Origin of the sequence: Azospirillum brasilense, assembly GCF_003349955.1 — a bacterium.
GTDB classification, from domain to species: domain Bacteria; phylum Pseudomonadota; class Alphaproteobacteria; order Azospirillales; family Azospirillaceae; genus Azospirillum; species Azospirillum brasilense_B.
This window is the reverse complement of record NZ_QLKQ01000005.1, coordinates 68595-93542: the sequence shown is the minus strand read 5'-3', so window position 1 is coordinate 93542 and position 24948 is coordinate 68595. Positions and strand designations below refer to the sequence as shown.

The 24948-nt window shown below is 68.9% G+C and carries 22 protein-coding genes; 13 read left to right on the top strand and 9 right to left on the bottom strand.

What is annotated here, in order from left to right; genetic code table 11:
- Position 1: 1 nt before the first annotated feature.
- The 7 genes from DXK32_RS03740 to DXK32_RS03710 form a co-directional block, all read right to left on the bottom strand.
- Positions 2 to 742, bottom strand: a complete 741-nt coding sequence (locus DXK32_RS03740) for a phage minor tail protein L (protein ID WP_114857300.1) — start codon at positions 740 to 742, stop codon at positions 2 to 4.
- Positions 739 to 1089, bottom strand: a complete 351-nt coding sequence (locus DXK32_RS03735; protein WP_114857299.1) for a phage tail protein — start codon at positions 1087 to 1089, stop codon at positions 739 to 741. Before DXK32_RS03735 ends, DXK32_RS03740 begins: the two co-directional genes overlap by 4 nt.
- Before the next feature lies 1 nt (position 1090).
- On the bottom strand, positions 1091 to 3220 hold the full coding sequence (locus DXK32_RS03730) for a hypothetical protein (protein ID WP_114857298.1): 2130 nt from the start codon (positions 3218 to 3220) through the stop codon (positions 1091 to 1093).
- A 26-nt stretch (positions 3221 to 3246) separates the two neighbouring features.
- Entirely contained in the window at positions 3247 to 3522 is a 276-nt protein-coding gene (locus tag DXK32_RS03725; RefSeq protein ID WP_114857297.1) for a hypothetical protein, read from the bottom strand.
- A gap of 32 nt (positions 3523 to 3554) precedes the next feature.
- Entirely contained in the window at positions 3555 to 3899 is a 345-nt protein-coding gene (locus tag DXK32_RS03720) for a hypothetical protein (RefSeq protein ID WP_114857296.1), read from the bottom strand.
- Positions 3900 to 3979: 80 nt separating this feature from the next.
- The gene (locus DXK32_RS03715) at positions 3980 to 4501 is read right to left on the bottom strand and encodes a hypothetical protein (protein ID WP_247876959.1); all 522 of its coding nucleotides are present in this window, start codon (positions 4499 to 4501) and stop codon (positions 3980 to 3982) included.
- Positions 4502 to 4666: 165 nt separating this feature from the next.
- Positions 4667 to 5731, bottom strand: coding sequence for a GlxA family transcriptional regulator (locus DXK32_RS03710; RefSeq protein ID WP_114857294.1), 1065 nt, complete (start codon positions 5729 to 5731; stop codon positions 4667 to 4669).
- Positions 5732 to 5850: 119 nt separating this feature from the next.
- Here DXK32_RS03710 and DXK32_RS03705 point away from each other — a divergent pair, with 119 nt between their 5' ends.
- The 5 genes from DXK32_RS03705 (at position 5851) to DXK32_RS03685 (ending at position 10783) form a co-directional block, all read left to right on the top strand.
- Positions 5851 to 6921: an ABC transporter substrate-binding protein gene (locus tag DXK32_RS03705; RefSeq protein WP_114857293.1), complete on the top strand. Its 1071-nt coding sequence runs from the start codon at positions 5851 to 5853 to the stop codon at positions 6919 to 6921.
- A 26-nt stretch (positions 6922 to 6947) separates the two neighbouring features.
- Positions 6948 to 8060: an ABC transporter ATP-binding protein gene (locus DXK32_RS03700; protein ID WP_247876958.1), complete on the top strand. Its 1113-nt coding sequence runs from the start codon at positions 6948 to 6950 to the stop codon at positions 8058 to 8060.
- Positions 8057 to 8914, top strand: coding sequence for an ABC transporter permease (locus DXK32_RS03695; RefSeq protein WP_114857292.1), 858 nt, complete (start codon positions 8057 to 8059; stop codon positions 8912 to 8914). The genes DXK32_RS03700 and DXK32_RS03695 overlap by 4 nt, the downstream gene beginning before the upstream one ends.
- The gene (locus DXK32_RS03690) at positions 8911 to 9699 is read left to right on the top strand and encodes an ABC transporter permease (protein WP_114857291.1); all 789 of its coding nucleotides are present in this window, start codon (positions 8911 to 8913) and stop codon (positions 9697 to 9699) included. Before DXK32_RS03695 ends, DXK32_RS03690 begins: the two co-directional genes overlap by 4 nt.
- 70 nt (positions 9700 to 9769) lie before the next feature.
- Positions 9770 to 10783 carry a proline racemase family protein gene (locus DXK32_RS03685; RefSeq protein ID WP_035681829.1) on the top strand — a complete coding sequence of 338 codons (1014 nt, stop codon included), beginning with the start codon at positions 9770 to 9772 and terminating at the stop codon, positions 10781 to 10783.
- 128 nt (positions 10784 to 10911) lie between these two features.
- On the opposite strand, the gene DXK32_RS03680 is transcribed toward DXK32_RS03685, so the two are convergent.
- Positions 10912 to 11604: a GntR family transcriptional regulator gene (locus DXK32_RS03680; RefSeq protein ID WP_114857290.1), complete on the bottom strand. Its 693-nt coding sequence runs from the start codon at positions 11602 to 11604 to the stop codon at positions 10912 to 10914.
- A 160-nt stretch (positions 11605 to 11764) separates the two neighbouring features.
- Here DXK32_RS03680 and DXK32_RS03675 point away from each other — a divergent pair, with 160 nt between their 5' ends.
- The 8 genes from DXK32_RS03675 to DXK32_RS03640 all read left to right on the top strand — a co-directional run bounded on the left by DXK32_RS03675 (position 11765) and on the right by DXK32_RS03640 (position 19044).
- Positions 11765 to 12637, top strand: a complete 873-nt coding sequence (locus tag DXK32_RS03675) for an isocitrate lyase/PEP mutase family protein (RefSeq protein ID WP_114857289.1) — start codon at positions 11765 to 11767, stop codon at positions 12635 to 12637.
- Between the two features lie 26 nt (positions 12638 to 12663).
- Positions 12664 to 14094 carry a 3-isopropylmalate dehydratase large subunit gene (gene leuC, locus DXK32_RS03670; protein WP_114857288.1) on the top strand — a complete coding sequence of 477 codons (1431 nt, stop codon included), beginning with the start codon at positions 12664 to 12666 and terminating at the stop codon, positions 14092 to 14094.
- Position 14095: 1 nt separating this feature from the next.
- Positions 14096 to 14722: a 3-isopropylmalate dehydratase small subunit gene (gene leuD, locus DXK32_RS03665; RefSeq protein ID WP_114857287.1), complete on the top strand. Its 627-nt coding sequence runs from the start codon at positions 14096 to 14098 to the stop codon at positions 14720 to 14722.
- A gap of 57 nt (positions 14723 to 14779) precedes the next feature.
- A complete protein-coding gene (locus tag DXK32_RS03660; protein WP_114857286.1) occupies positions 14780 to 15739 on the top strand; it encodes an ABC transporter substrate-binding protein in 960 nt (319 codons plus the stop codon).
- Positions 15740 to 15807: 68 nt separating this feature from the next.
- On the top strand, positions 15808 to 16668 hold the full coding sequence (locus DXK32_RS03655; RefSeq protein ID WP_114857285.1) for an ABC transporter ATP-binding protein: 861 nt from the start codon (positions 15808 to 15810) through the stop codon (positions 16666 to 16668).
- Positions 16665 to 17414 (top strand): ABC transporter permease, encoded by a 750-nt coding sequence (locus DXK32_RS03650; protein ID WP_014199177.1) that lies wholly within the window; start codon positions 16665 to 16667, stop codon positions 17412 to 17414. The genes DXK32_RS03655 and DXK32_RS03650 overlap by 4 nt, the downstream gene beginning before the upstream one ends.
- Before the next feature lie 5 nt (positions 17415 to 17419).
- Positions 17420 to 18157: an ABC transporter permease gene (locus tag DXK32_RS03645; protein WP_014199176.1), complete on the top strand. Its 738-nt coding sequence runs from the start codon at positions 17420 to 17422 to the stop codon at positions 18155 to 18157.
- 23 nt (positions 18158 to 18180) lie between these two features.
- Positions 18181 to 19044 carry an isocitrate lyase/PEP mutase family protein gene (locus tag DXK32_RS03640; RefSeq protein ID WP_114857284.1) on the top strand — a complete coding sequence of 288 codons (864 nt, stop codon included), beginning with the start codon at positions 18181 to 18183 and terminating at the stop codon, positions 19042 to 19044.
- A gap of 12 nt (positions 19045 to 19056) precedes the next feature.
- Here the strand turns inward: DXK32_RS03640 and DXK32_RS03635 are convergent, their stop codons facing one another.
- The gene (locus DXK32_RS03635; RefSeq protein WP_114857283.1) at positions 19057 to 24804 is read right to left on the bottom strand and encodes a trifunctional serine/threonine-protein kinase/ATP-binding protein/sensor histidine kinase; all 5748 of its coding nucleotides are present in this window, start codon (positions 24802 to 24804) and stop codon (positions 19057 to 19059) included.
- Between the last annotated feature and the right edge of the window lie 144 nt (positions 24805 to 24948).

Genomic DNA, 24948 nt, shown 5'->3' with positions numbered 1-24948 from the left:
ATCAGATCCTCACTCGGGCGACGCCGGGGAAGGCGCGCGTGGGCAGCACCGCGGACTCGCCGAAGCGCTTCTTGCAGTCGGAATCCTTGCGCCCGCAGTCGTCCTCGGCGCTGTTGCCGGTGGGATCGCCGCTGGCCTTGAAACAGGCGGAGCCGGTGTAGGGGCAGGTGGCCTGGGAATAGTCGAAGCCGGCGCCGGTCCAGCGCCGGTAGGTGTGCGTGCAGGCGTCGCGCAGCACCTGCCGGCCGGGGAGCATCTTGCCCTCCTGGTCCATCGCCGCCGACAGCTCCCACTCGATGTGCGTCTTGGTCAGCGCGACCTTGCGCTCGACGCGGTAGATGTCGAGCGGGAAATGGGCGCCGGGATCGGCGTCGGGTTCGCCGTCGAGAAAGCGCCGGAAGGTGCGGATGCGCGTCAGCGTGGCGCCGAGCAGGTCGTCGTAGGTGCCGACGAGCGCGCTCATCGCGCGGTTGGCGTTGGCGATGCGGACGCGCGGCGTCGGCAGCGTGCCGGCGCCGGTCCATTCGAAGCCGTCGGCCTCCAGATCGATCGGGGTGTACTCGACGCCGCCGTAGGTGATCGGCGCCGATTCCCGGGTCGACTGCGTGAAGCAGTAGACGTCGCCGCCGAGGACGCGGGCGTCGAGCTGGTAGAGCACGACGTAGGGGCTGGTCGCCGCCTTCTGCGCCTCGCTGGCGATCTTCGCCTGGGCGGCGCTGCGGGGGGTGGTCGCCGTGGTCATAGGTCGAAAACCTCGACGAAGGTGGCGGTGATCTGGTGGTAGGAGAAGCGCACGCGCTTGCGCGCCCACTTCGTGCAGGTGAACTTGCGCGGCGCGCTCTCGCCGGGCGGCGTGTAGAGGAACGCCTCGGCGCCGAGGCGCGCCTTGAGGAAGGCGACGATGGCGTCGGCGTCGGCGGCCGGCAGGGCCTCCCAGGCGAAGGCGAAGGTGTCGCGGACGCTGTTCAGGCCATCGGCGGCGCGCTGGCGGTAACCGTCGCCGAAATCGGCGGCGAGCACCCTGACCTCCGGAGCGATTTCCGTGCCGGGGCTCGGCGGGATGGCCGGAGCGAAGATGGGGAACGCCATGTCAGTAGCCTCCCCGCAGCAGACCGCCGGGACGCATTTGCTGGCGCATCTCCTCGGTCATCAGACCGCGCAGTTCCGCCTTCACCTGCCGGCCGATCTTGTCGGCCAGATCGGTGTTCTGTTCGCTCGTGCCGGCCCCACCGCTCACGTTCACGGTGACCTCCTGATGAATGGATGGTGATGTGTTTCCAGAAGTAAGCGCTGACGTCAGAAGATTGTCAGCGTTGTCCATCTGCTCCGGGGTGAAGACGCCCTCGCCACGCTTGGCGATGATCGGCACCTCGCCGCGCAGCAAGCCGCCGGAGTGGAGCTTCGGCGCACCGTCGAAGACGGACGGGCTGACCAGCGTGGTGGCGAGACGCGACGATCCGAGAACGCCGCCGCTGTGCGCCGTTGGAGCGTACGCCGCCATCACCGCATCGCCAGCGGACTGTGCCTGGGATTCCCAGTTTGCCAACGGATCGGGCGATCCACCTAAGCCGAATATCTTTCCAATGCCGGTGATCGCCTTCATCAGCAGTTGCTGGGAAATCCACTTGGCGAAGAAGTCGATCATAAACTTGGTCATGCTTGCGAACATCGAGCGCGCGCCCTCGATGAGGGTCATCTGCCCACTCAGAACGCCGGTGATGACGCCGGAGAATTGCTCGGTGAAACTCTTTGCTCCCTCGGCGCGAAGGAGTTGCAGGCGTTGCTCGGCGTCCAGGCTGTAATCGTAGTAGAGCTTGCTCAATTCAAGATCGACGGCCGATTTCTGGAATTCGTATTTGTCATTGCGCCATTGATCGGTGTTCAACACACCGAACATCTGCTTGTTTTGAAGCGTCTGGTCGTGAAGATACGCGGGATCGTCCTTGCCCAACGGAGACGAGCCGTTCGCGGCGGACTGCCCAGCGGGGGCGGAGCCCGCGCTGGCCGGTCCGCTCACCCCACCCGGCTTGGCTTGGCCGAGCACGCCGCCCGATGCACCGGAGCCGGCGCTCTCGGGGGCGGGACCTGACGCGGAGCCTTTGGCATTCCCTGCGCCGGAGCCGACGCCGAAGTCGAAGCCGAAAAGATCGCCGATGGTGTCGATCGCCTTCATCATGAGCTTCTGGGAAGCCCACTTGGCGAAGAAATCAAGCATGTACTTGCCCATGCTTGCGAACATCGAGCGCACGCCGGTGACGATGCCCGTTTGTCCGCTCAGCACACCGGTGATCAAGCCGGAAAATTTCTCCGTGAAATTTTTGATCCCGTCGGCGCGGATGAGTTGCAGGCGCTGCTCGGCGTCCAGGCTGTATTCGTAGTAGAGCCGAGCCATCTCAAGGTCGACGCTTGATTTTTGGAATTGGTATTTGTCATTGCGCCATTGATTGGTGTTCAGCACCCCAACCATCTGCTTGTTCTGAAGGGTCTGGCTGTTAAGATACGCGGGATCGTCCTGACCCAACGGAGGCGACCCGTTCGCGGCGGGCTGCCCAGCGGTGGCGGAGCCCGCATTCCCTTGGCCACCGACCGCGCCCGGCTTGTCCTTGCCGGACGAAGCGAGAGCCGGGGCCGCACCGAACGTGCTGGTGTTGGCCTTGCCGATCGGACTGGCCGCGGTCTTCATTTGCGGCGTGTCTTTGATGACCACCTGACGGATGGCGCTGAGGACGCGCTGCTTGTCCCCGTTGCTGGCGCCCATGCGCTGGCCAGTCCCGATCGTGCCTTCGATCGCCCGGCGCACGTCCTCCGCGGCGATGCTGGCCGAGCTGGCGGCCGAAGTGACCGTGGAGTACGACTTCGCCAGCGCATCGAGGCCCAACCCTGTTCCCAGCGCCGCTCTGTGCAGGTCGTCGACGGCCCTGCCGTAGTTTCCAGCGCGTGCCGCGCCGGCGTGGAGTGCCCTGTTCATTTCATTGGCCGAACCGGTGACGGCCGCCAGCTTGCGCTTCAGGTTGGTCATCCTCCCACTGGCCTTGACCATCCGGTTGGCCATATCCCCGGCGTTGGAGAAGCCCTGCGCGAGGCTGGACAGCAGCCCGTCCGTTTGCTTGGCGGCCTTCTGGAAGGTTGTCATGGCCGCGGTCGCTGCCTTGAGGTCCCTGGTGAAAGACGCGGTGTCGAAATCGAGCCCGACGGTCAGAGTGGTGGCGTTCGAAGCCATGACGAATCCTTCCAGTAAGTACGTGCTTACACAGATCCACCCGCGCCGAACAGGCGCCGGGCCTTCCTGATGTCCTCGTCGGACATCGTCACGGTCTCCACAATCTGCGGGCGGCCGAGGCGGGTGTGCAGACCTTTGACGATCCGCTTCACATGCTCGCCGCCCATCGCGACGCTGTGCGCCGGCAGGATCTCCAGAACTTCCTCGGCGCGGACCCGGTCGATCATGTCGTTCAGGAGCCAGAAGGCCCGGATGGGCATCCGGCGCACGGCGGCGAAGCTCATGCCGTAGAAGCGCATCATCCGAGCGAAGTAGAATCCAAAATCGAGCTGGACTACTTCGACCCGGCCACCGCGTTTCCCACCGCGGTTCCGTCCGGGGTCTCGCCGGCGTCGGTCAGCTTGGAGAGGTCGGAGCCGCGGGCGAAGGCCAGCAGCGCCATCAGCTGCGTCATGTCGAGCTTGAGCAGATCGGCGTGGGTGGTGCCGTCGAGGAACTCCAGCAGCTTGCCGATCAGCAGCGTCAGCTTCTCCTTGCCCGTGGCGTCGGCGAGCCTGGCGTCGAAATCGTCGGCCTCGATGAACTGCTCCACGGTCATCGAGCGCAGCGTGCGCTCCCGGCCGTCGAGGACGACCAGACGGGTGACCTTGAGGGCGTCGAGGTTGAGGATGTCGGTCATCGGGGGCGGTCTTCCTTTGGAATGAATGGATCGGAATTGGCGTGGGTCGGACGCCCGGCATGAAGCCGGGCGCCGGATCGTCAGGCCGCGGTCGGCTTGCCGAAGGCCGCGATCTTGTTGTTGGCGGTGGTGTCCGGGTAACATTTGAAGGTCACCTCGTAGACACGCTCCTCGCCGGTCGCGTAGCGGAAGGTGAAGTTGGGCACCGGCGCCGCCTTGAAGGCGATGAAGTCCTGGGCGGTGTCGGACGCCGGCAGGCCGGTCGGGTGCAGCTTCAGCTCGCCGGCGACTTCGAGCAGGTCGGTGTTGACGCCCGAGCGGATCTCGATGCCGACTTCCGAGCCCGGCGCGCCGATGCCGATGGCCTGCGGCATGACGTCGAGCAGCTTGGTCAGGTTGGTTTCCAGCATCGGCACCGTGACGGTGACCGTGGTGCCGGTGATGACCTCCTTGATCGGCGTCTCGCCGGTCTGGTCGGCGGTCACCTCGTAGGTCGAGGTTTCGATCGCCACCTCGACGCCGCCCTTGGTGGCGCCCAGGTCGAGCGTCGCAAAGGTCACGTCGCAAACGCCGAGCGCGATGTTTTCAGCAGCAATGGCCATACGCATTCTCCTTCATCAGGTCGCGCCGCGTCGTGGCTGAGCGCAGCGTCTTACCAAAACTAAGTTAGCGCTTACTGCATGATTTTGCAAGTGGCTAATTCGGTGTCGGCGCAGGCCGGGCGGGCGGCGTCCTGATCGGGTCTGTCCGTGGTTGGCTCCCCCGCGTCAGAGGGGCGACGGCTCTTCCACGGGGGGAGGGGGGCTTTCCGCCGCGCCCTTGCCCTTGCGCGCCCGGCTGGGCATCTCGCCGAACTGGGTCTTGAAGTCGCGCGAGAAATGGGCGGCGTCGGCGAAGCCGCAGTCGAAGGCGATCTCGGTGATCGCCCGGCGCGTGTGCTCCAGCAGCCAGCGCCCGTAATCCAGCCGCAACCGGCGCTGGAAGGCCGACGGCGAGATGCCCAGCGCCGCCTGGAAGGACCGTTCGAGCTGCCGGGCGCTGACCCCGACATAGCGGGCGATGGCCTCGACCGAGGGCGGGGAGTCCAGACGCTGCTCGATGAAATGCGTCGCCTGACGGACGCGGGCGTCGGTCACGCCGTCGAGGTTCGCGTAGAAATGCGCCTGCGGCAGCGCGCCGGGGCGGATGTCCTGGAGCATCATGTGACGGACGGCCTGCCGCGCCTTCTGCCCGCCGCAGTGCCGCCCGACGAGATAGAGGCCGAGGTCGATGGCTGCCGTCGATCCGGCGCAGGTGATCAGGTCGCCCTCGTCGATGAAGAGATGGTCCACCGAGGCGTTGGCGGTCGGGAAGCGCTCGCGGAAGGTGTCCAGCACGTTCCAGTGGACGCAGACGCGGCGCGTCCCGACGAGGCCGGCGCGCGCGATGGCGAAGGTGCCGGTGCAGATGCCGAGGAGCCGCACCCGCTGCGCCGCCACCGCGCGCAGATAGGCGGTCACCGGCCCCGGCACCTCGTTCCGGTAGTCGTTGCCGCCGCACACCGCCACATAGTCGAAGGGCGCCGGGGCGAGCAGGTCGCTGTTGGGCGTCACCAGCACGCCGCAGCTCGACCGGCGCGGCTGCCCGCCGACGCTCATCACCGTCCAGCTCGCGTCGATCTGCCGGCTGCGCCCTCCGGGGTCGGCGGCGAGCCGGAGCGCGTCGATCAACCCGGAGAAGGCGGTCAGCGTGAACTGGTCGAGCAGCACGAAGCCGATGCGCAACCGGGGGTCGGCGGGGGACGGGGCGTCGCGCTCGGGGGCGTCCGGCGTGTCGGGTCTGGGCGTCGGCATGTCGGAAATATTCAAGGATTCGGCAGCATTCTTCTATCGGAAAATACGTCGGAACAATTAGCTTTCGAACGAACCACGGCTCTGACGCCCGCTGGACCGACACCACGAAGGAACCGGTCATGACCCGTACGCGCGCCGCCACCCGCACCGTTTCACGCTTTGCCGCCCTGTCCGCCGTCCTGGCGGCCGGGGTCTCCCTGTACGCCCTGCCGGCCGCGGCCCAGGGCGAAATCCGCGTCGCCTGGTACGGCGGCAACTGGGGCGAGGCCTTCCGCACCTGCGTCGCGGAGCCCTTCACCAAGGCGACCGGCGTCCGCGTCGTGCCGGAGATCGGCACCTCGACCGTGACCTTCGCCAAGCTGCAGCAGCAGAAGGACGCGCCGACGCTCGACGTCGCCTACATGGACGGCGGCATCAGCGAGATGGCGCAGGCGGCGGGCGTGCTGGACGCCATCGACCCGACGGGCGTGCCGAACCTGGCGAAGGCGCTGCCGGAGGCTATCTACAAGGCGGACGGGTCGATCTTCGCCGCCGGCTCGGGCTACTACTCGCTTGGCCTGACCTACAACACCAAGGAGATCAAGACTCCGCCGACCTCGTGGAACGATCTGTGGAAGCCGGAGTTCGCGGACACGGTGACGATCCCGTCGCCGGCCAACTCCTCCGGCGTGCCCTTCGTCATGTTCCTGAACCGCATGTGGGGCAACCCGCCGGGCGACCTGTCCAAGACCTTCGAAAAGCTGAAGACGCTGAAGACCGCGCTCTACTTCGACAGCTCGGGGGCGGCGAGCAACGCCTATCAGAGCGGCGAGGCGATCATCGGCGCGCATTTCAACGTCGGCGCCTGGGATCTGGCCGACAAGGGCCTGCCCATCGGCTTCGTCGTTCCGAAGGAAGGCGTCTGGGCCACCGACGCCCGCCTGCATCTGGTGAAGAACGCCCCGCACAAGGCCGACGCCCAGCGCTTCATCGACACCGCCCTGACCCCGGAAGCCTCGGCCTGTCTGGCGGAGAAGCTCTATCTCGGCCCGGCGGTGCAGGGCGTGTCGGTGTCGTCGGATGTCGAGCGCAAGCTGCCCTGGGGCGTCGGCGGGTCGGTCAAGAACCTCAAGCTCTTCAACTGGGCGGACATCAACCGCGACCGCGCGGCGATCACCGACGCCTGGAACCGCGAACTCGCCCGCCAGTGAACCGCAGCCAGCCGGGGAGGTCTTCCATGCCCGCGATGCCCATGCCAGCGACGGCCAAGCCTGACGCTCTGCTCTCCATCCGCTCCGTCGACAAGCATTTCGGCACATACCATGCGCTGAGGGACGTGTCGCTGGATGTGGCCCATGGTGAGTTCGTCGCCCTGCTGGGGCCGAGCGGCTGCGGCAAGACGACCCTGCTGCGCTGCATCGCCGGCTTCCTCTCCCCCGATTCCGGCACCATCCGGATCGGTGGTGAGGACGTCACGCGGCTGCCGCCGCACCGGCGCCCGCTGAACACGGTGTTCCAGCACTACGCCCTGTTCCCGCATCTGAGCATCCTCGACAACGTGGCCTACGGGCCGCGCCGTCACGGGGTGCCGCGGGGCGAGGCGCTGGAGCGCGCCCGCGAGGCGCTGGAACTGGTCGGGCTGGACTCCGCGGCGGGGCGCCACCCGCGGGAGCTGTCGGGCGGCCAGCAGCAGCGCGTCGCCCTGGCGCGGGCCTTCGTCAACCGCCCGAAGCTCCTCCTGCTCGACGAGCCGCTGAGCGCGCTCGACCTGAAGCTGCGCAAGCGGATGCAGATCGAGCTGAAGCACCTCCAGGAGAAGCTCGGCATCGCCTTCGTGTTCGTGACCCACGACCAGGAGGAGGCGATGAGCATGGCGAACCGCATCGTCGTCATGAACCGCGGCGTGATCGAGCAGGTCGGTGACGGCCGGGCCATCTACACCCGCCCGGCCAGCCGCTTCGTCGCCGACTTCATCGGCGAGGCCAACCTGCTGCCGGGAACGGCGGAGGGCGACGCCGGAGTGCGGCTGGCGGTGGGGTCGGCGCTGCTGCCCCATCTCGGCGCCGACACGCGGCAGCGCTACACCGCGGTGCTGCGGCCCGAGCATGTTGAGTTGCTGAAGGAGCCGGAGGCGCCGGGCCTGATCACCGACCAGGGCTTCGTCGAGGACGTCATCGACACCGGCGGGCAGACCGTCGTGACGGTGCGCGTCGGCGAGCATCTTCTGGCCAGCCGCCGGCTGGGCATGGCGGGGGAGGGGCTGAATCCGGGGGCGCCGGTCTTCGTCGGCTTCCATCCGGGACACGTCCACATCATCGCCGAGCCGGCCACCCACCGGTCCGGACCATGAGCACGACCATGAGCGCCGCCATGAACCGAGCCTTGCCCCTGCTGGCGGCCCCGGTCGCCTTCTTCATCGCCTTCTTCGCCGTTCCGATGATCGTGGTCGTGTCGTCCAGCCTGATGGCCGGCGGCGTGCCGTCGCTGGGCAACTACGCGCGGGTGCTGCTCGACCAGTATCACTGGGACGTGCTGGCGGCGACCTTCCGCATCGCCGGGCTGACCACGGTGGCCTGCGCGCTGCTCGGCTACCCGCTGGCCTATTATCTGGTGCGGGTGGTCAAGTCGGCGGCGTTGCGGCGGACCTGCGTCATCCTGCTCGTGCTGCCGCTGTTCACCAGCAACATCGTCCGCTCCTTCGGCTGGATGGTGCTGCTGGGGCGCAACGGCCTCGTCAACGACGCGCTGGTCGGGGTCGGCATCCTGGACCGCCCGATGCGCTTCCTCGGCACCGAGCTGGGCATCGTGATCGGGCTGGTCTACATCCTGCTGCCCTTCATCGTGCTGGCCGTCGGCAACGCGCTGGCCGCGGTGGACCCGGCGCTGGAAGACGCCTCCTCCGACCTCGGCGCCACGCCCTTCGACACCTTCCGGACGGTCACCTTTCCGCTCTGCCTGCCGGGGCTGATGTCGGGGATCGTCATGGTCTTCACCCTGGCGGTCAGCGCCTACGTCACGCCGGCCCTGCTCAGCGGCGGCAAGATCACGGTCTTCCCCATGCTGATCTTCCAGCAATACAGCACGGTCTTCGACGTGAACTACGGTGGCGCGCTCAGCATGACGCTGCTGGTCATGACGCTGGTCCTGGTCGGTCTGGCCGGTTGGATCGGCAACGCCGGCGCAACGGGGAGGAAAGCCCAATGATCACCCGGCTTCTTCTGCGGGTGGTGTCCTGGTCGGTCATGGCCTACCTGATCCTGCCGCTCCTGGTCATCGTTGGTTCCTCCTTCACCGCCACCAGCTACCTCGCCTTCCCGCCGCAGGGGCTGACGCTCGCCTGGTACGGGCGGATGCTCGGTGACAGCTCCTATCTGGCGGCCTTCGGCACCAGCACGCTGCTGGCCCTGGTCGCCACGGCGGCGGCCCTGCTGCTCGGCGTTCCGGCGGCGCTGGCCATCGCCCGCTGCGAGTTTCCGGGCAAGAAGTTCCTGCTGTCGCTGCTGATGTCGCCGCTGGTCCTGCCGCACGTCGTGCTGGGCGCCGCCCTGCTGCAATACTGCGCGGCGCTGGGGCTGATGCGCAGCTTCACGGCGCTGCTGGTCGGGCACATCGTCATCATCATGCCCTTCGTCCTGCGCTCCGTCCTGCCGCAGCTGACGCCGGAGCAGCGGGCGCTGGAGGAGGCCTCCGCCGACCTGGGCGCCCGCCCGATGGAGACCTTCTTCCTCGTCACGCTGCCGCAGATCCGCAGCGGACTGGCGAGCGGCGCGATCTTCGCCTTCATCTCCTCCTGGATCAACGTCGAGCTGAGCATCTTCAACACCACGGCGGAGATGACGACCATCCCGGTCAAGCTCTTCAACTACGTCCAGTACACGATCGACCCGGTCATCGCCGCGGTGTCCTCCATCACCATCGGCGTGGCGGCCCTGGCGATCATCATCCTCGACCTCACCGTCGGGCTTCACCTTCTGTCGGACCGGCGCTGACCGCCGGTCCCGGCACCCCCCGCTTCATCCCCCGATCCAACACTGAATCGATCCACGAAAGGGTCCTTCCATGCGCATGCAAGACGCATTCGATGTCCTGTACACCCACACCGAGGGCGAGCCGCTCTGCATCATCCACAGCGGCATCCCCTATCCGGCCGGTTCCAGCATCCTGGAGAAGCGCCAGTTCCTGGAGACCCATTACGACTGGCTGCGCGAAGCCCTGATGCGCGAGCCGCGCGGCCACAAGGACATGTTCGGCGTCTTCCTGACCCCGCCGTCCGGCCCGGACTACGACGCCGGCCTGATCTATATCGACGGCACCCAGTATTCGCACATGTGCGGTCACGGCACGATCGCCGTCGCCATGGCGATGGTCGCCAACGGCCTTGTCCGCCGCGGCGAGAACGGGCGCACCACCATCCGCTTCGAGACCACCGCCGGCCTCGTCGTCGCCGAGGTGGCCCATGAGGGCGACCGGGTGCTGTGGACGAAGTTCGAGAACGTTCCGGCCTACGTCGCCGCGCAGGACGTGGAATTCGAGCTGCCGGAGATCGGCCCGCTGAAGGCCGACATCGTGTGGGGCGGCAACTACTTCGGCATCATCGACCTGACCGGCACGTCGCTGCGCATCGGGGCGGAGAACGGCACCGCCCTGTCGCATTACGGCATCCTGGCGCGCGAGCAGCTCCGCCAGAAGGTGGCGATCCAGCACCCGGCGTCGGCGCACATCAACAACTTCAACTTCGTGACCTTCTGGCACGAGCCGACCATCGAGGGCGCCTTCTACAAGAACGTCCACGTCTTCAGCGCCGGCCAGCTCGACCGCTCGCCGGGCGGCACCGGCACCAGCGCGATGATGGCGATGTTCGAGGCGCGCGGGAAGATGGCGATCGGCGACACCATCCGCTCCGAAGGCCTGCTCGGCACCGGCACCTTCGAGGGCAGCCTGCTCGGCGAGACCCGCCTGAACGGCGTGCGCGCCGTGCGCCCGACCGTCAAGGGCACGGCCAGCATCCTCGGCACCGCCCGCTGGGTCATCGACCGCAACGATCCGGTCGGCGCCGGCTTCCTGGTCGCCTGACCGGGTCCCATCGGTAGCGTCCCGACCTTTGTCCCGGCGTCCCTTGAGGGCGCCGGGACCTTTGTGCTGCGCCGATCAGGGCGATCCACCTGCCCATATCGGCGCGCCATCGTTGTATACAATGACCCTCACTCTGTTTTCGGAACCGTGAAGACCGCCCGCCCGGCGCGCACATGCGCGCGCATCACAGACGACGCCCATTCGCCGTCGCGGGCGGTCAGGGCTTCGACGATCTCGCGGTGGTGGTTCATGCTGCGGGCGAGGTCGCGCCGGCTGTAGCGGGCGAAGGTCCGCAGAACCAGCGGCATCTCCACCACCTGCCGGATCATCTGGCCCAGCCGCCGATCCCCGGCGATGTCGATCAGCAGGCCGTGAAAGCGGTCGTTCAGAGGCGTGATGCGCGAGAAATCCACCGCGCCGCCGTCCCCCACCACCGCCTCCATCGCGTCGCACAGCGCCCCCAGCTCCGCCAGGTGCTGGGGCTCGGCGCGGCTGGCCGCGAGACCGGCCACCTGGCTTTCCAAAGTCGCGCGCAGTCCGAAAATCTCGTCGAGATCCTGGATCGTCCAGGCGTTCACCTTGGCGCCGAGGTTGGGGACGAGCTGCAGCAGCCCGTCGGCGGACAGCCGGCGCAGCGCCTCGCGCACGGGGGTGCGGCTGACTCCGGTCAGCTCGGCCAGCTCCTGCTCGCGCAGATGGGCGCCGGGCGGCCAGCGGCTGGCCAGGATGCCCTCCCGGATGAAGCGGTAGGCGCGGTCTGCGGCGCGGTTCGAGCCACCGCTGTCCCATTGGGGCGCCAGAGCCCCGGCGCTGTCCGCCATGCTGACCTCCCTTGCCCTTCTGTTCGGCGCCCGAACTTTACGGGTTGCGTTGTATACAATGACGCATTATGTTCGTGGGCACAACAAATCAATCGCCCGCTTCCGGTGCGCCCTGTTGGACGCCGCCGGCGGACGCGGCGGCGAGGGAGGGATACAACCGGTGACGACACCCGCACAACGCCTGAAAACGGCGCTGGAGGCTCCCGGCCTTCACCTGATGCCCTGCTGCTTCGACGCGCTGTCGGCCCGGCTGATCGAGCAGGCCGGTTTCCGCGTCAGCCTGATGAGCGGCTTCGCCGTCTCGGCCACCCGGCTGGGCATGCCGGACACCGGGCTGATCTCCTTCGCCGAGATGCTGGACCAACTCCGCAACGTCTGTCAGGCGGCCCCCGGCCTGCTGGTGATCGGCGACGGCGACACCGGCTACGGCAACGCCATGAACGTGCAGCGCACGGTGCGCGACTACGCCCGCGCCGGAGCCGCCGCCGTCCTGATCGAGGATCAGGTGAGCCCAAAGCGCTGCGGCCACACCAAGGGCAAGCAGGTCGTCGGGCGGGCCGAGGCGCGCATGAAGATCCGCGCCGCCGTCGACGCCGCGCGGTCGGGCTCCGACGACATCCTGATCCTGGCGCGGACCGACGCGCGCGCCATGCACGGTTTCGACGCGGCGCTGGAGCGCTGCCAGGATTTCGTGGAGGAGGGCGCCGACATCATTTTCATGGAGGCTCCGCACGACGAGACGGAGATGGCCGCCTTCTGCGCCGGGATCGACCGGCCGGCGATGGCGAACATGGTGCGCGGCGGCCAGACGCCGATTCTGCCGCCGCGCGAGCTGGAGGCGCTGGGCTTCAAGCTCGCCGCCTATCCGCTGACCCTGATGTCGGCGGCCATCGACGCCATGCGCGCCGCCCTGGCCGCGGTGGCGGACGGGCGGGAGAGCCAAGTGGCCCAGGCCGATTTCGAGGCGCTGAAGTCCCTCGTCGGCTTCCCCGACTACTACGAGCGGGAACAGGCCTACCGGGCCGCAGAATGACCGGCCCAGTGAGGAGAGGCAACGCCATGACCACGCCGCGTTCCATCATCGACAAGATCTGGGACCAGCACGTCGTCGCCGACTTGGGCGACGGGCGGGTGCTGCTCCACATCGACCGCCACATGCTGCACGAGGTCACCAGCCCGCAGGCCTACGCCGGGCTGGCTGCCGCGGGGCGCCGGCTGCGCCGCCCCGACCTGACCTTCGCGACGGCGGACCACATCGTCTCGACCGAGAACGGCCGCACCGACGACACGGTGCCCGGCGGGCCGGAGATGATCCGCGCCCTGCGCGCCAACGCCGAATCCACCGGAGTCGCGCTGTTCGACCTGGGCGACGTACGCCAGGGCATCGTGCATGTGATCGCGCCGGAGCTGGGGATCGCCCTGCCGGGCGCCACGCTGGTCTGCGGCGACAGCCACACCAGCACGGTCGGCGCCCTGGGCGCTATGGCCTGGGGCATCGGCACGTCGGAGGTCGAGCATGTCATGGCGACGCAGACCGCCATCCTGCGCCGCCCGCCGACCATGCGCATCACCTTCACCGGTACCCGCCCGGCGGGCGTGTCGGCCAAGGACATGGTGCTGAAGCTGATCGCCACCATCGGCACCGCCGGGGCGACCGGCTATGGCGTCGAATACGCCGGTCCGGCCATCCGCGCGCTTTCCATGGAAGAGCGGATGACCGTCTGCAACATGTCGGTGGAGCTGGGCGCGCGCTTCGGCCTGATCGCCCCGGACGCGGTGACCTTCGCCTACCTCCAGGGGCGCCCCTTCGCCCCGGCGGGCGACCTGTGGGAGCGGGCGGTGGAGGCGTGGCGCGCCCTGGCGAGCGATCCCGGCGCCCGCTTCGACGCCGAGATCGAACTGGACGTCTCCACTCTCACGCCGCAGGTGTCCTGGGGCACCAGCCCGCAGGACTGCATCGGCGTCGGCGACACCGTTCCCGATCCAGAGTGCGAGGCCGATCCCAAGCGCCGGCAGGCGATGCGCCGGGCGCTCGACTACATCGGGCTGGAGCCGGGGACGCCGATCCGCGATCTGCCGGTGGACATGGTCTTCATCGGCTCCTGCACCAACAGCCGCATCGAGGATCTGCGGGCCGCCGCCGCCGTTTTGAAGGGCCGTCGTGTCGCCGCCGGCCTGCGCGCGCTCGTCGTGCCGGGCTCCGGCCAAGTGCGCCGGCAAGCCGAAGCCGAAGGGTTGGACCGTGTGTTCACCGCCGCCGGCTTCGAATGGCGGGAGCCGGGCTGTTCCATGTGCGCCGGGATGAACGCCGACCGGGTGCCGCCGGGCAAGCGCTGCGTCGCCACCTCCAACCGCAATTTCGAAGGCCGCCAGGGGCCGGGGGCGCGCACCCACCTCGCCAGCCCGGCCACCGCGGCGGCGGCGGCCGTGGCTGGACGCATCGTCGATGTCCGCAGCCTGGCAGCCCACAGCCTGGAAGGGAGCGCCTGACATGCCGGAACCGATCCACCGCATCACCGGGATCGCCGCGCCGCTGCCGCGCGCCAACGTCGACACCGACGCGATCATCCCCAAGGCGCATCTGCTGACCATCCATCGCAGCGGGCTGGGCGCCGGTCTCTTCTCCGAATGGCGGTTCGACGACGACGGCCGGGAACGGCCGGACTTCGTCCTGAACCAGGCGCCCTGGCGGGAAGCCAAGATCCTGCTGGCCGGCGAGAATTTCGGCTGCGGCTCGTCGCGCGAACACGCGGTGTGGAGCCTGATGGACTTCGGCATCCGCTGCGTGATCGCGCCGAGCTTCGCCAGCATCTTCCACGAGAACTGCCAGAAGAACGGTCTGGCCGCGGTGACCCTGGATGAGACCGCGCTCGCCCATCTCGTCGCCGTCGTCCAGGCAATGCCGGCCGCCACCATGACGGTGGACATCGAGACTTGCCGCGTCACCGCCCCGGACGGGCGGGAGTTTCCCTTCACGATGGAGGCGGCGCGGCGGCAGGCGCTTCTGGAGGGGCTGGACGAGATCGGGGCCAGCCTGCGCCACGACGCCGCCATGGCGGCGTTCGAGGCGCGCGACCGGGCGCAACGCCCGTGGATTCACGCCCTGCCCACCGCCTGACGGGTCCGGGTCAACGCGCATGGCCGGAAAGGCCAGCGGCAATTGGGAGGAACAGCGATGTCGTTCATGACCACGATGAAGCGCAAGGCGGTCCTGGGGGCGGCGGCCATGGGCGTGGCGCTCGCCACCCTGGTCCCGGCGCAGGCCGAGGAGATCACGGTCACCCACTGGGGCGTCCTGATGTACGGCGCGCCCTACGCCGTCGCCATGGAGAAGGGCTATTACAAGGAGCAGGGGCTGGACATCACCGGCGTCCTGACCTCCAAGGGCGGCGGCACGACCATGCGCAACGTCATGGCGGCGCCGATGCCCTACGGCGAGGTCGCCCTGTCGGCGGCGGTGGCGGCGATCAACCAGGGCCTGGACGTGAAGATCATCCACACCGGCGTCCGCACAGCGGGCGAGATCCTGTGGGTGACCAAGCCGGACTCCCCGGTGAAGACCGCCAAGGACCTGGACGGCAAGAAGGTCGCCTTCACCAGCCCGAAGTCGGTCACCGACATGCTGCTGACCATGGTGAAGGACAAGCACGGCATCACGGTGGACGGCGTGTCGGCGGGCGGCATCGGCGGCGGCCTGACCATGCTGGAGCAGGGTGCGGTGGCCGCCGCCCCGGTGATGGACCCGATCTGGGCGCGCGTGCAGAACAAGTACCGCATGGTCTTCGCGGTCGAGACCGAACTGCCGACCATGGTGCAGACCGTGGGCGTCACCACGTCGGAGTTCGCCGCCAAGAACGGCGACAAGCTGCGGAAGCTGATCGAAGCGCGGCGCAAGGGGGTGGATTTCGTCTACGCCAACCCCGAGGAGACCGCCAAGATCATGACCAAATACTACGACATCGACGAGGCGGTGGCGCTGCAGGCGCTGAAGAATCTGGCGACGATCAAGTACTGGAGCGCCGGCGACTTCGAGTATGACGGGATGAACAACCTGATCAAGGGGTTGCAGATCATCGGCGAGGTCAAGGGCGAGGTCGACTGGTCGAAGCACGCCGACGCCGATTTTCTGAAGTGATCGGCCTGAAATAACCGCTCCGAAGACCATCCGCCTGACGCATCACGATGACCGGGAGGAAGCCCCCGATGAAAGCCAACGTCGCCGCCAAGCGCGACCTGCACGAGGAGGCGGGGGCCAACCCCGCCCCGGCCGTCCACGCCGAACTGAAGGGGGTCAGCCGCATCTACGGCGTTCCCGGCCAGGGCGGGGTGCACGCGCTGGGCCCCGTCGACCTGACCTTGCGGCAGGGGGAGTTCTTCTCCGTCGTCGGGCCGTCGGGCTGCGGCAAGTCAACGCTGCTCGACGTGCTGTCCGGCCTGTCCGTGCCGACCGAGGGGTCGGTCAGTTTCGAAGGCAAGCCGGTGGCCGGCAAGGTCCCGGACGGCGTCGGGGTGGTGTTCCAGGAGGACGCCACCTTCCCCTGGCTGACCGTGTGGGACAACATCGCCTTCGGCCTGCGCCGCGCCGGCGTCGATCCGGCGGAGATCGAGCGGCGGGTCGATTACGCCGTCGGCTTCGTCGGGCTGAAGGACTTCGCCAAGGCCTATCCGGTGCAGCTGTCCGGCGGCATGCGCCAGCGCGTCTGCATCGCCCGCACGCTGGTGATGCGTCCGCGCCTGATCCTGCTGGACGAGCCGTTCGGCGCGCTCGACGCCCAGACCCGCCTGATCATGGGCGACGAACTGCTGAAGCTGTGGCGCGAAACCGGCGCCACGGTGATGCTGATCACCCACGCGCTGGACGAGGCGGCCATGCTGTCGGACCGCATCGGCGTCATGTCGTCGCGGCCCGGACGGATCATCGAGGAGATCGAGACCGGCTGGTCGCGCGAGCGCGATTCCCGCATCGCCAGCGAGGACAGCTTCGGCCAGATCACCGCCCGGCTGTGGCGCCTGCTGCGCGAGGAGAGCCTGAAGGCGGCGGGCCTCGCCGGGGGTGGGTCGTGAGCTGGGCGGGCTGGCTCCGGCTGATCGTGGTGACCGGCGCCGTCCTGCTGCTGGAGGTGCTGTGCCGGGCCGGCGTCATCGCCAAGACGGTCCTGCCGGCGCCCAGCGTCATGGCCGGCGACCTCTACCGCCTTCTCGCCTCGGGGGCGGCCAGCGCCGACATCGGCGAGACGCTGGGCAACGTCGCGATGGCGGTGATCGCCTCGATCCTGCTCGGCTTCGTCGCCGGGGTGGCGATCCACGCCATGCCGCGGGTGCGCCGGGCGCTCGACCCCTTCCTGGCGACCTACTACGCGGTGCCCTTCTTCGTCTTCTACCCGGTGCTGATCGTCATCTTCGGGCTGGGGGCGGCGCCCATCGTGGTGATCGGCACGCTGTTCGGCGTGGTGGCGATGCTCATCAACACGCTGAACGGGCTCGACCGGATTCCGCGCGTCCTGCTGAAGACCGCGCGCGTCCATGGCATGGACCCGGTGCGCACGGCGCTGATGGTCAAGCTGCCCAGCGCCGCGCCCTTCCTGTTCACCGGGGCGAAGCTGGCCATCGCCTACTGCTTCATCGGCGTCATCGCGGCCGAGTTCATCATGTCCTCCTCGGGCATCGGCTACAGCATCGCCTATGCCTTCAACAACTTCGACAACGCGCGGATGTACGCGCTGATGCTGTTCATCATCGTCCTGGTGACGGTGCTCAACGCGGTGCTCTTCACCTGGGAGCGCCGGATCATGCAGCGGCGGAGGCGCTGACGGCCATGCACGGAAAGACCGATACGCTCCTCGTCATCGTCGCGCTGGTGGCCCTGTGGCAGGTCCTGCACTGGATCGTCGGCAGCGTCGCCCTGACCTCGCCCGCCGACACGCTGGCCCGCGCCGTCGAACTGCTGGGCTCCGCCACCTTCTGGCCGCACGTCGCGGAAACCGGCGTGGCGCTGCTCTATTCGCTGCTGCTGGCGGTGCTCGGCGGGCTGACCATCGGCATCGCTCTCGGCATCAACCGGCTGGCCGGGGAGGTGGCGGAGCCGATCCTGGTGTCGCTCTACTCGCTGCCCAAGATCACGCTCTACCCGGTGATCCTGCTGGCCTTCGGGCTGGGCCTGTCGGCCAAGGTGGCCTTCGGGACGATCCACGGCATCATCCCGGTGATCATCTTCACGATGAACGCGGTTCGCACCATCCCGCCGGTGATGCTGCGCAGCGCGCGGGTGATGCGCCTGTCGCCGCCCCAGCTCGTCTCCACCATCATCCTTCCCGCCGCCCTGCCGGAGCTGGTGTCCGGCCTGCGGGTGGGCTTCTCGCTGACCCTGCTGGGCGTGCTGATCGGCGAGATGTTCGCCTCGCAGCGCGGCCTCGGCTACCTCGTCATGAACGCCATCGGCGGGCACGACGTGCGCACCATGATGGCCGTGGTGCTGATCCTCGCCACCACCGCCGTGCTCATCAGCGCCGGCCTGCTGCACATCGACCGGCGCATGCACCGGCGGGCCTCGTAAAGACTTCCGGAGAGTCCACAGACATGACCATTTCCCTCAAACAGCGCCTGTCGCAGCCGGGCCTGATCTCGGCCCCCGGCGTGTTCGACATGATCTCGGCCAAGCTGGCGGACGGCATGGGGTTCGACGCGCTGTACATGACCGGCTACGGCACCGTCGCCAGCCATCTCGGCCTGCCGGACGCCGGGCTCGCCACCTTCAGCGACATGGTCGGCCGGGTGCGGGCCATCGCGCGGGGCACCGCGACGCCGCTGATCGCCGATGGTGACACCGGCTACGGCGGCCTGCTGAACGTCGATTTCACCATCCGCGGCTACGAGGAGGCCGGGGCCGCCGCCATCCAGCTCGAAGACCAGGAGTTCCCGAAGAAGTGCGGCCACACGCCGGGGCGCCGGGTCATTCCCATGGCCGACATGGTGCGCAAGATCCGCGTCGCCTGCGAGGCGCGGTCGTCGAGCGACTTCCTGATCATCGCCCGCACCGACGCCCGCACGACGCTCGGCCTCGACGAGGCGCTGCGCCGCGCCGACGCCTACGCCGAGGCCGGCGCCGACATCATCTTCGTGGAGAGCCCGGAGAGCGAGGCGGAGATGGAGCGGATCTGCCGGACCATCGGCAAGCCGCTGATCGCCAACATGGTGGAGGGCGGGCGGACGCCGGTGATGACCGGGAAGCAACTGGAATCGCTGGGTTACCGCATCGCCATCTTCCCGGCCACCGGCTTCCTGGCGATGGCCGCGGCGCTGCGCAGCGCCTACGGCGAGATCCTCGCCAAGGGGTCGAGCGCCGAGTATGCGGGCGACCTTTATCCCTTCCCCGACTTCACCCGCCTGATGGGCTTCGAGCGCGTCTGGGAATTCGAGAAGCGCCATCCCGAGACGGACTGACCATCCGCCGTCTCAGCCCTGCGGAGTTTTTCCGGGGGCACGGCAGGGGAACTCGACGGTGAATCGCGTTCCCTCGCCGGGCCGGCTGTCGAGCTGGATGGTGCCGCCGAGCTGGCCGGTGATCAGGTTGAAGACGATGTGCAGGCCGAGCCCGGTCGAGCCGGTGCTCCGCCGCGTCGTGAAGAAGGGCTCGAACACCTTGCCGTGGTTCTCCGCCGGGATGCCGCAGCCGTCGTCCCGGTAGACCAGCCGCACCCCGTCGTTCTCCAGCGCCTGCGCCGTGATGGCGATCCGGCCCTTCTCGCCCTCCCGGTAGGCGTGGTTGACCGAATTGGTGATGAGATTCGTCACGATCTGGGCGATCACGCCGGGGTAGCTGTCCAGCTCGATACCCTTGGGGCACTCCAGACTCACCTCATGGCCCGGGCGGTGCCAGGTCGGGCGCAGGCTGACCAGGACCTCCTCCAGATAGCCGCGCAGGTCGAACCGGCGGCGGTCGCTGCGCGTCTGGTCCGAGGCGACCTGCTTGAAGCTCTGCACCAGATCGGCGGCGCGGGTGGCGTTGCTGATCATCAGCGTGGCGGCGTCGCGCGCGGCCTGCATGAAGTCCTGGAAGTCGGCCCGGCGCATCTTGCCGGTGTCGGACAGCGTTTCGAGGGCGCTGATCTTCTCACCGAGATAGGAGGCGCTGGTCATCACGATGCCGATGGGCGTGTTGATCTCGTGCGCCACCCCGGCGACGAGCTGCCCCAGCGAGGCCATCTTCTCCGCCTGGACGAGCTGTTGCTGGGCGGCCTTGAGCTGGTCGTGGGCGGCGTGAAGCTGCTCGTGGGCGTCGCGCAGCTCGCTTTCGCGGCTGCGGTCCACCGTCACGTCCACATAGACCTGGACCATGCCGCCGTCCGGCATGGGGTTGCTGCGGACCTGGATGACCCGGCCGTCGGCGAACTCGATCTCGCTGGGGCTGCTCTTCAGGGGGGAGGGCACCAGCGCCGTCAGGAGCTGGCCGGAGGCGTTCACCGCCGCGCTCAGCTCGCGGTACGGAAGCCCGACCCGGCGCAGCGTGTCCGGCAGGCTGAAGAGGGCCATGGCGCGCTCGTTCCAGACGCGCAGCCGCTCCTCGGCGTCGAAGGCGGCCAGACCGTCGTACATGCTGGCCAGCGTGGCGCGCAGAAGCTGCGATTGCTCCGCCACCTCGCGGGTCCGCTCGGCGACCTGGGCCTCCAGGGTGCGGTTCAGCCGCTCCAGACCGTCGTAGAGGCGGGCGTTCTCGATGGAGATGGCGATCTGCACCGACAGCAGGTCGAGCAGTTCCAGCCGCTCCGGGCTGAAGATGTCGGCGGCGAGGCTGTTCTCCAGATAGAGGATGCCGACCATCTGGTTGCGGTTGCGCAGGGGCAGGCACAGCACGGAGCGCGGCTGCGCCTGCCGCGTGTAGAGGTCGTACTGGAAATCGCCCTCGTTCGCGGCGTCGGCCAGGACGACCGGCTCCCCGGTCTGGATGACCGCATCGACGACGCCGCGCACCAGGACCGGGGCCGCGTCGTCGAGGGGGCGAGACTGCAGAACCTCCGCGGCGTCGCCCTCGCTCGTGGCGTCGGCCTCGATCCGCCAGACGCCGTCGGTCGGCAGCAGCAGGCAGCCCCGCGTCGCCCCGGCGTTGGTGATGACCAGCTTCATCAGCGTCCACAGCAGGTCGCCGAGCCGGATGTCCTGCGCCAGCGCCCGCGAGGTGCGGATCACCGTCTCCACATCGACCATGTGCGAGCTCGACCCGGAGGAGGAGCGGCGCCGCGACGAGGCGGTAACCGGGCGTTGCCGCGGGAAGCCGTCGTCGGCCGGACTCTGGTCCACCGCCGTCTCGCCGAACAGCTCGGCCAGCCGGGCGTCGAGCGCCCGGACCTTCGCCAGCGCGTCCCAGCGCCGGTAGGCGTGGCGGGCCTGGAACAGCATCGCCTTCGCCGTGAAGCGGTCGCCCCGCGCCAACGCGGCCTCGCCGGCCCGCTCGCAGGCGAACGCCTCGTCGTGGGTGAAGCCCTGTTCGCGGGCGCTCTCGGCGGCGGTCTGATAGTGCCGATGCGCCTTGTCCAGCCGCCCGGTGGCGCGCAGCCGCTCGGCCACCACCAGCGCCAGCAGGTGGCGGAAGTTGGTCGGCGCGTGGCGGACCGCGCCGCGCAGCCGGCGCTCCAGGCCGAGCGCCGCCGCCCGCGCCCGCAGCCGCTCGGCGGGGCGGAGGCGGTCCCAAGCGGCGAAGTCGATCAGGGCGGCGACCACCCGCATGCGCAGGTTCATCGCCATGCCCATGGAGGCGTCGGCGAAGGGACGGCGCTTCGCCATGCAGCGCCGCGCCTCGTCGATCCGGCCGAACAGCAGGTTCAGATAGGCCAGATGGCTGTGCATCGTGTCCAGGGCAAGGCGGTTGCCGCTGGCCGCCAGGGCCGGGACGTCGCTTGCTTCCGTGACGTGCGGTCCGGCGAAGACGGTCGGGTCCTCGGACTCGCCCAGCAGATTGGCGATGAGCTGCTGGTGGGGCCGCAACACGCCCGCCGCGGTCTGCTGGTTCAGGCGCGCGATGGCGGCGGCGTGGCCCGCCGCGGTCTGCTGGAGCTGCCGCAGCGGATGGCCGAGAAACAGCCCTTGGGCGACCGCGTTGTTGAGGCAGTAGGCGGCGTACTCGATGTCGCCGGTTTCCAGGCCGATCCGGTGGGCGTCGAGAAGGCCGGCCAATGACTTGGCCACCGGCTGGTGCCAGACCTCGATGAACAGATGCACCACGAACAGCGTCTGGGCGCGGCCCTGGTTGGCGTTCAGCCGGTCGAGCACGCGCAGCGCCACCCGCCCGTACATGGCGCCCGCCGGAACGTCGCCGAGCATCGCGCAGTGCAGCAGCCCGTAGGTGGCGTAGGTGATTCCGGAGGCCGGCAGGATCCCCTCGGTCGCCGACAGCCGGACCATGCGCAGCAGCAGCACCGTGTAGAGGTTGGTGTCGTGCAGATAGGCGCTGGCCAGCACGCGCGACACGATGCGCCCGATCGTCAGCAGGCGCGGGTCGGTGAGGGGCGGGCGGTTGACCAGATCCTCCTCGCCCTTGCCGCGCAGCGCCAGCTTGGTGGCGGCGAGTTCCTTGAGCACATGCCGGGTGTCCGCCCGCTCCGGGATCGGGCTGCCGAGCTGGCCCAGGGCGGTGCGGCAGGCGTCCAGCGCCGCCGGCAGGTTCTGCCGCGACACGTGCATCTGGATCTGCGTCTCGTAGGCCAGGGCGCGGTCCAGGACGGTGCGGGCGTTGGCCTCGATGGCATCGGCCAGCGGGGTCGCCGCCGCGACGTCGCCGTTCACCGCCGCGATCTCCGCCGCTTCGGCGTGCAGGCTGAGGGCCAGCTCGTACAGGCGCGACCAGCCGTCCGCCGGGAGCAGCCCGACCCCGGTGATGAGATAGTCGAAGGCCGGCCCCAGCGCCGCCGAGGCGCGCGCCGCCTGTCCGGCCAGCAGGTTGTAGCGGGCCAGCCGCTCCCTCTGCTCCGGCGACAGCAGGGTCACGGCACGGTTGAGCTGGTTGGTGATCGCGAACAGCCGGTCGGCGGCCCGATCGCCGCCCCGTTCCAGGACGAGGCCGACGGCGAGATGGCAGGTCAGGGCGTCGGCGTCCGGCAGCATGCTGTAGGCCGCCTGCTGCACCCGGTCGTGGACGAAGCGGTAGGTGGCGCGCGGCGACACGCTGTCCATGTCGGCGTAGCGGTAGGCGTCGCCCACCGGGACCACCAGCCCGCTGCGCAGGGCCGGCCACAGCGCCGCCGCCGTCGCGGCGGAGGTTCGCCGGCCGGCGTCGGCCAGCGTGGCGAGATCGAAGGCGCTGCCGATGCAGGCGGCGGTCTGGAGGACGGCAAGGGTCTCGGCGGGAAGCTCGCGGATGCGGCGGACCACGAAGGTGACGACGTCGTCGACCATCCGTTCCATCCGCTGGGACTCGATGGCCTCCAGATTCCAGTTCCACACCCCGGCGAGGCTGTCGTAGGCGATCAGCCCGCTCTGCTCCAGCGACTCCAGGAACTGGCCCAGGAAGAAGGGGTTGCCCAGCGTGTTGGCGATCAGCCGTTCGGCCAGGGGACGCACGTCGTCGGGGGTCGCGTGCAGCGTGTCGGACAGCAGGGCGACCACCGCGTCGGCGTCGAGCCCGCCGAGGGAGACCTCGCGCACCGGCACGCCGCGCTCGCCGAAGGTCTGGATCGTGTGGCGCAGCGGGTGGAGCGCGTCGACCTCGGTGTCGCGGCAGGTGCCGACCAGCAGGAAATGGCCCAGGTCCGGATCGCCGGCCAGCCCCTCCAGCAGCTTCAACGTGGCGAGGTCGGCCCATTGCAGATCGTCCAGGAACAGCACCAGCGGGTGCCCCGCCCCGGCGAAGACGCGGACGAAATTGCGGAAGACGTAGATGAAGCGCTCGTGCGCCTCCACCGGACCCAGTTCCGGGACCGGCGGCTGGGGGCCGATCAGCCGTTCGACGTGCGGGATGACGTCGGTGATGACCCGCCCGTTGGGACCGAGCGCGGCGAGCAGGCGGGCGCGCCAGCGCGCCAGCGACTCCGGGCCGGTGGCGAAGGTCTGCCGCACCAGGGTCTTGAAGGCCTCGATCACCGGGGCGTAGGGGATGTCGCGCTTCAGCGGCTCGAACTTGCCGGTGATGAAGAAGCCGCGGCGGGCGATCACCGGCTTGTGCAGCTCGCGGACCAGCGCCGACTTGCCGACCCCCGAATAGCCGGAGATCAGCAGGGCTTCGAACCCACCGGCGGCGGTGCTGCCGAAGGCGTCGAGAAGCACGCGGAACTGCGCGGTGCGGCCGTAGAGCTTCTGCGGGATGCGCAGCACCGGGCGGACGTCCCGGCTGGCCAGCGCGAAGGGCTCGACGCGGCCTTGGGCGCGCCATTCGGTCAGGCAGCGTTCGAGGTCGGCGCGCAGGCCGAAGGCGCTTTGGTAGCGTTCCTCCGGGTTCTTCGCCATCAGCCGGGCCACGATGGCGGCCAGCGGTTCGGGCACCAGCGGGTTGAGCTTGTGCGCCGGAACGGGGGTCCGCGCGATGTGGCAATGCACCAGCTCCAGCGGGTCGCCGGACGGGAAGGGCGGCTGTCCGGTCAGGAACTCGTGGAAGGTGGCGCCCAGCGCGTAGAAGTCGGCGCGGTAATCCACCGACCGGTTCATCCGGCCGGTTTGCTCCGGCGCCATGTAGGCGAGCGTGCCCTCCATGGTGCCGACGTCCGGGTCGCCCGCCTCTTCCCGCGATAATTCCGACGCAATGCCGAAGTCGATCAGGTTGAACTGGCCGGTCGCCGGGTTCCAGATCAGGTTGCCGGGGCTGATGTCCTTGTGGACGACTCCGGCGTCGTGCACGGCGGCCAGCGCGTCGACCGCCTGGAGCGCCATCCGCAGAAAGACCGCGACGTCCTCCGTCCGCACGTCCGGGAGGCCGTCCAGGGCGGTGCCGCCGATGTCGCGGAACACCATCATCAGCCCGTTGCCGTGGGGCACGCAGTCCAGAGCCTCCACCACACCGGCGTGGCGCAACCGGCGGGTGATGGCGAACTCGCGCAGGAACGCCGCCTTCTCCTCGCCGCCGATGTCCGCGCCGGACAGCAGCTTGCAGATGACGGGCAGGCCGTCGTCGCGGCGGATGGCGCGCAGCACGGTGGAGCGCGACCCCACATGCAGCGTCTCGACAACGCGGAAACCCGGTAACGCCGGCACGGTTGCGGTGGGGATGGCCCCGATCACGACGCAGCATCCTTATGTCGCGTGGTTGCGGTATCCGTTATAGAAGGTCGCGCCACGGTGGAGCAAGCGCAGGGCGTAGCGGCCGGGGTTTTGCACGATTTTTGCTTGGCGATCGCACGGGTCATAGACCTGTAGCATCGGCGA

Excerpts from the sequence above, each read along its gene's own strand:
- DXK32_RS03685 (WP_035681829.1), top strand. The coding sequence starts at position 9,770 with ATGCGCATGCAAGACGCATTCGATGTCCTGTACACCCACACCGAGGGC.
- DXK32_RS03700 (WP_247876958.1), top strand. The coding sequence starts at position 6,948 with ATGCCCGCGATGCCCATGCCAGCGACGGCCAAGCCTGACGCTCTGCTC.
- DXK32_RS03645 (WP_014199176.1), top strand. The coding sequence starts at position 17,420 with ATGCACGGAAAGACCGATACGCTCCTCGTCATCGTCGCGCTGGTGGCC.
- DXK32_RS03715 (WP_247876959.1), bottom strand. The coding sequence starts at position 4,501 with ATGGCCATTGCTGCTGAAAACATCGCGCTCGGCGTTTGCGACGTGACC.
- DXK32_RS03690 (WP_114857291.1), top strand. The coding sequence starts at position 8,911 with ATGATCACCCGGCTTCTTCTGCGGGTGGTGTCCTGGTCGGTCATGGCC.
- DXK32_RS03655 (WP_114857285.1), top strand. The coding sequence starts at position 15,808 with ATGAAAGCCAACGTCGCCGCCAAGCGCGACCTGCACGAGGAGGCGGGG.
- DXK32_RS03695 (WP_114857292.1), top strand. The coding sequence starts at position 8,057 with ATGAGCACGACCATGAGCGCCGCCATGAACCGAGCCTTGCCCCTGCTG.
- DXK32_RS03660 (WP_114857286.1), top strand. The coding sequence starts at position 14,780 with ATGTCGTTCATGACCACGATGAAGCGCAAGGCGGTCCTGGGGGCGGCG.
- DXK32_RS03720 (WP_114857296.1), bottom strand. The coding sequence starts at position 3,899 with ATGACCGACATCCTCAACCTCGACGCCCTCAAGGTCACCCGTCTGGTC.
- DXK32_RS03705 (WP_114857293.1), top strand. The coding sequence starts at position 5,851 with ATGACCCGTACGCGCGCCGCCACCCGCACCGTTTCACGCTTTGCCGCC.
- leuC (WP_114857288.1), top strand. The coding sequence starts at position 12,664 with ATGACCACGCCGCGTTCCATCATCGACAAGATCTGGGACCAGCACGTC.
- leuD (WP_114857287.1), top strand. The coding sequence starts at position 14,096 with ATGCCGGAACCGATCCACCGCATCACCGGGATCGCCGCGCCGCTGCCG.
- DXK32_RS03680 (WP_114857290.1), bottom strand. The coding sequence starts at position 11,604 with ATGGCGGACAGCGCCGGGGCTCTGGCGCCCCAATGGGACAGCGGTGGC.
- DXK32_RS03730 (WP_114857298.1), bottom strand. The coding sequence starts at position 3,220 with ATGGCTTCGAACGCCACCACTCTGACCGTCGGGCTCGATTTCGACACC.
- DXK32_RS03640 (WP_114857284.1), top strand. The coding sequence starts at position 18,181 with ATGACCATTTCCCTCAAACAGCGCCTGTCGCAGCCGGGCCTGATCTCG.
- DXK32_RS03740 (WP_114857300.1), bottom strand. The coding sequence starts at position 742 with ATGACCACGGCGACCACCCCCCGCAGCGCCGCCCAGGCGAAGATCGCC.
- DXK32_RS03725 (WP_114857297.1), bottom strand. The coding sequence starts at position 3,522 with ATGATGCGCTTCTACGGCATGAGCTTCGCCGCCGTGCGCCGGATGCCC.
- DXK32_RS03710 (WP_114857294.1), bottom strand. The coding sequence starts at position 5,731 with ATGCCGACGCCCAGACCCGACACGCCGGACGCCCCCGAGCGCGACGCC.
- DXK32_RS03735 (WP_114857299.1), bottom strand. The coding sequence starts at position 1,089 with ATGGCGTTCCCCATCTTCGCTCCGGCCATCCCGCCGAGCCCCGGCACG.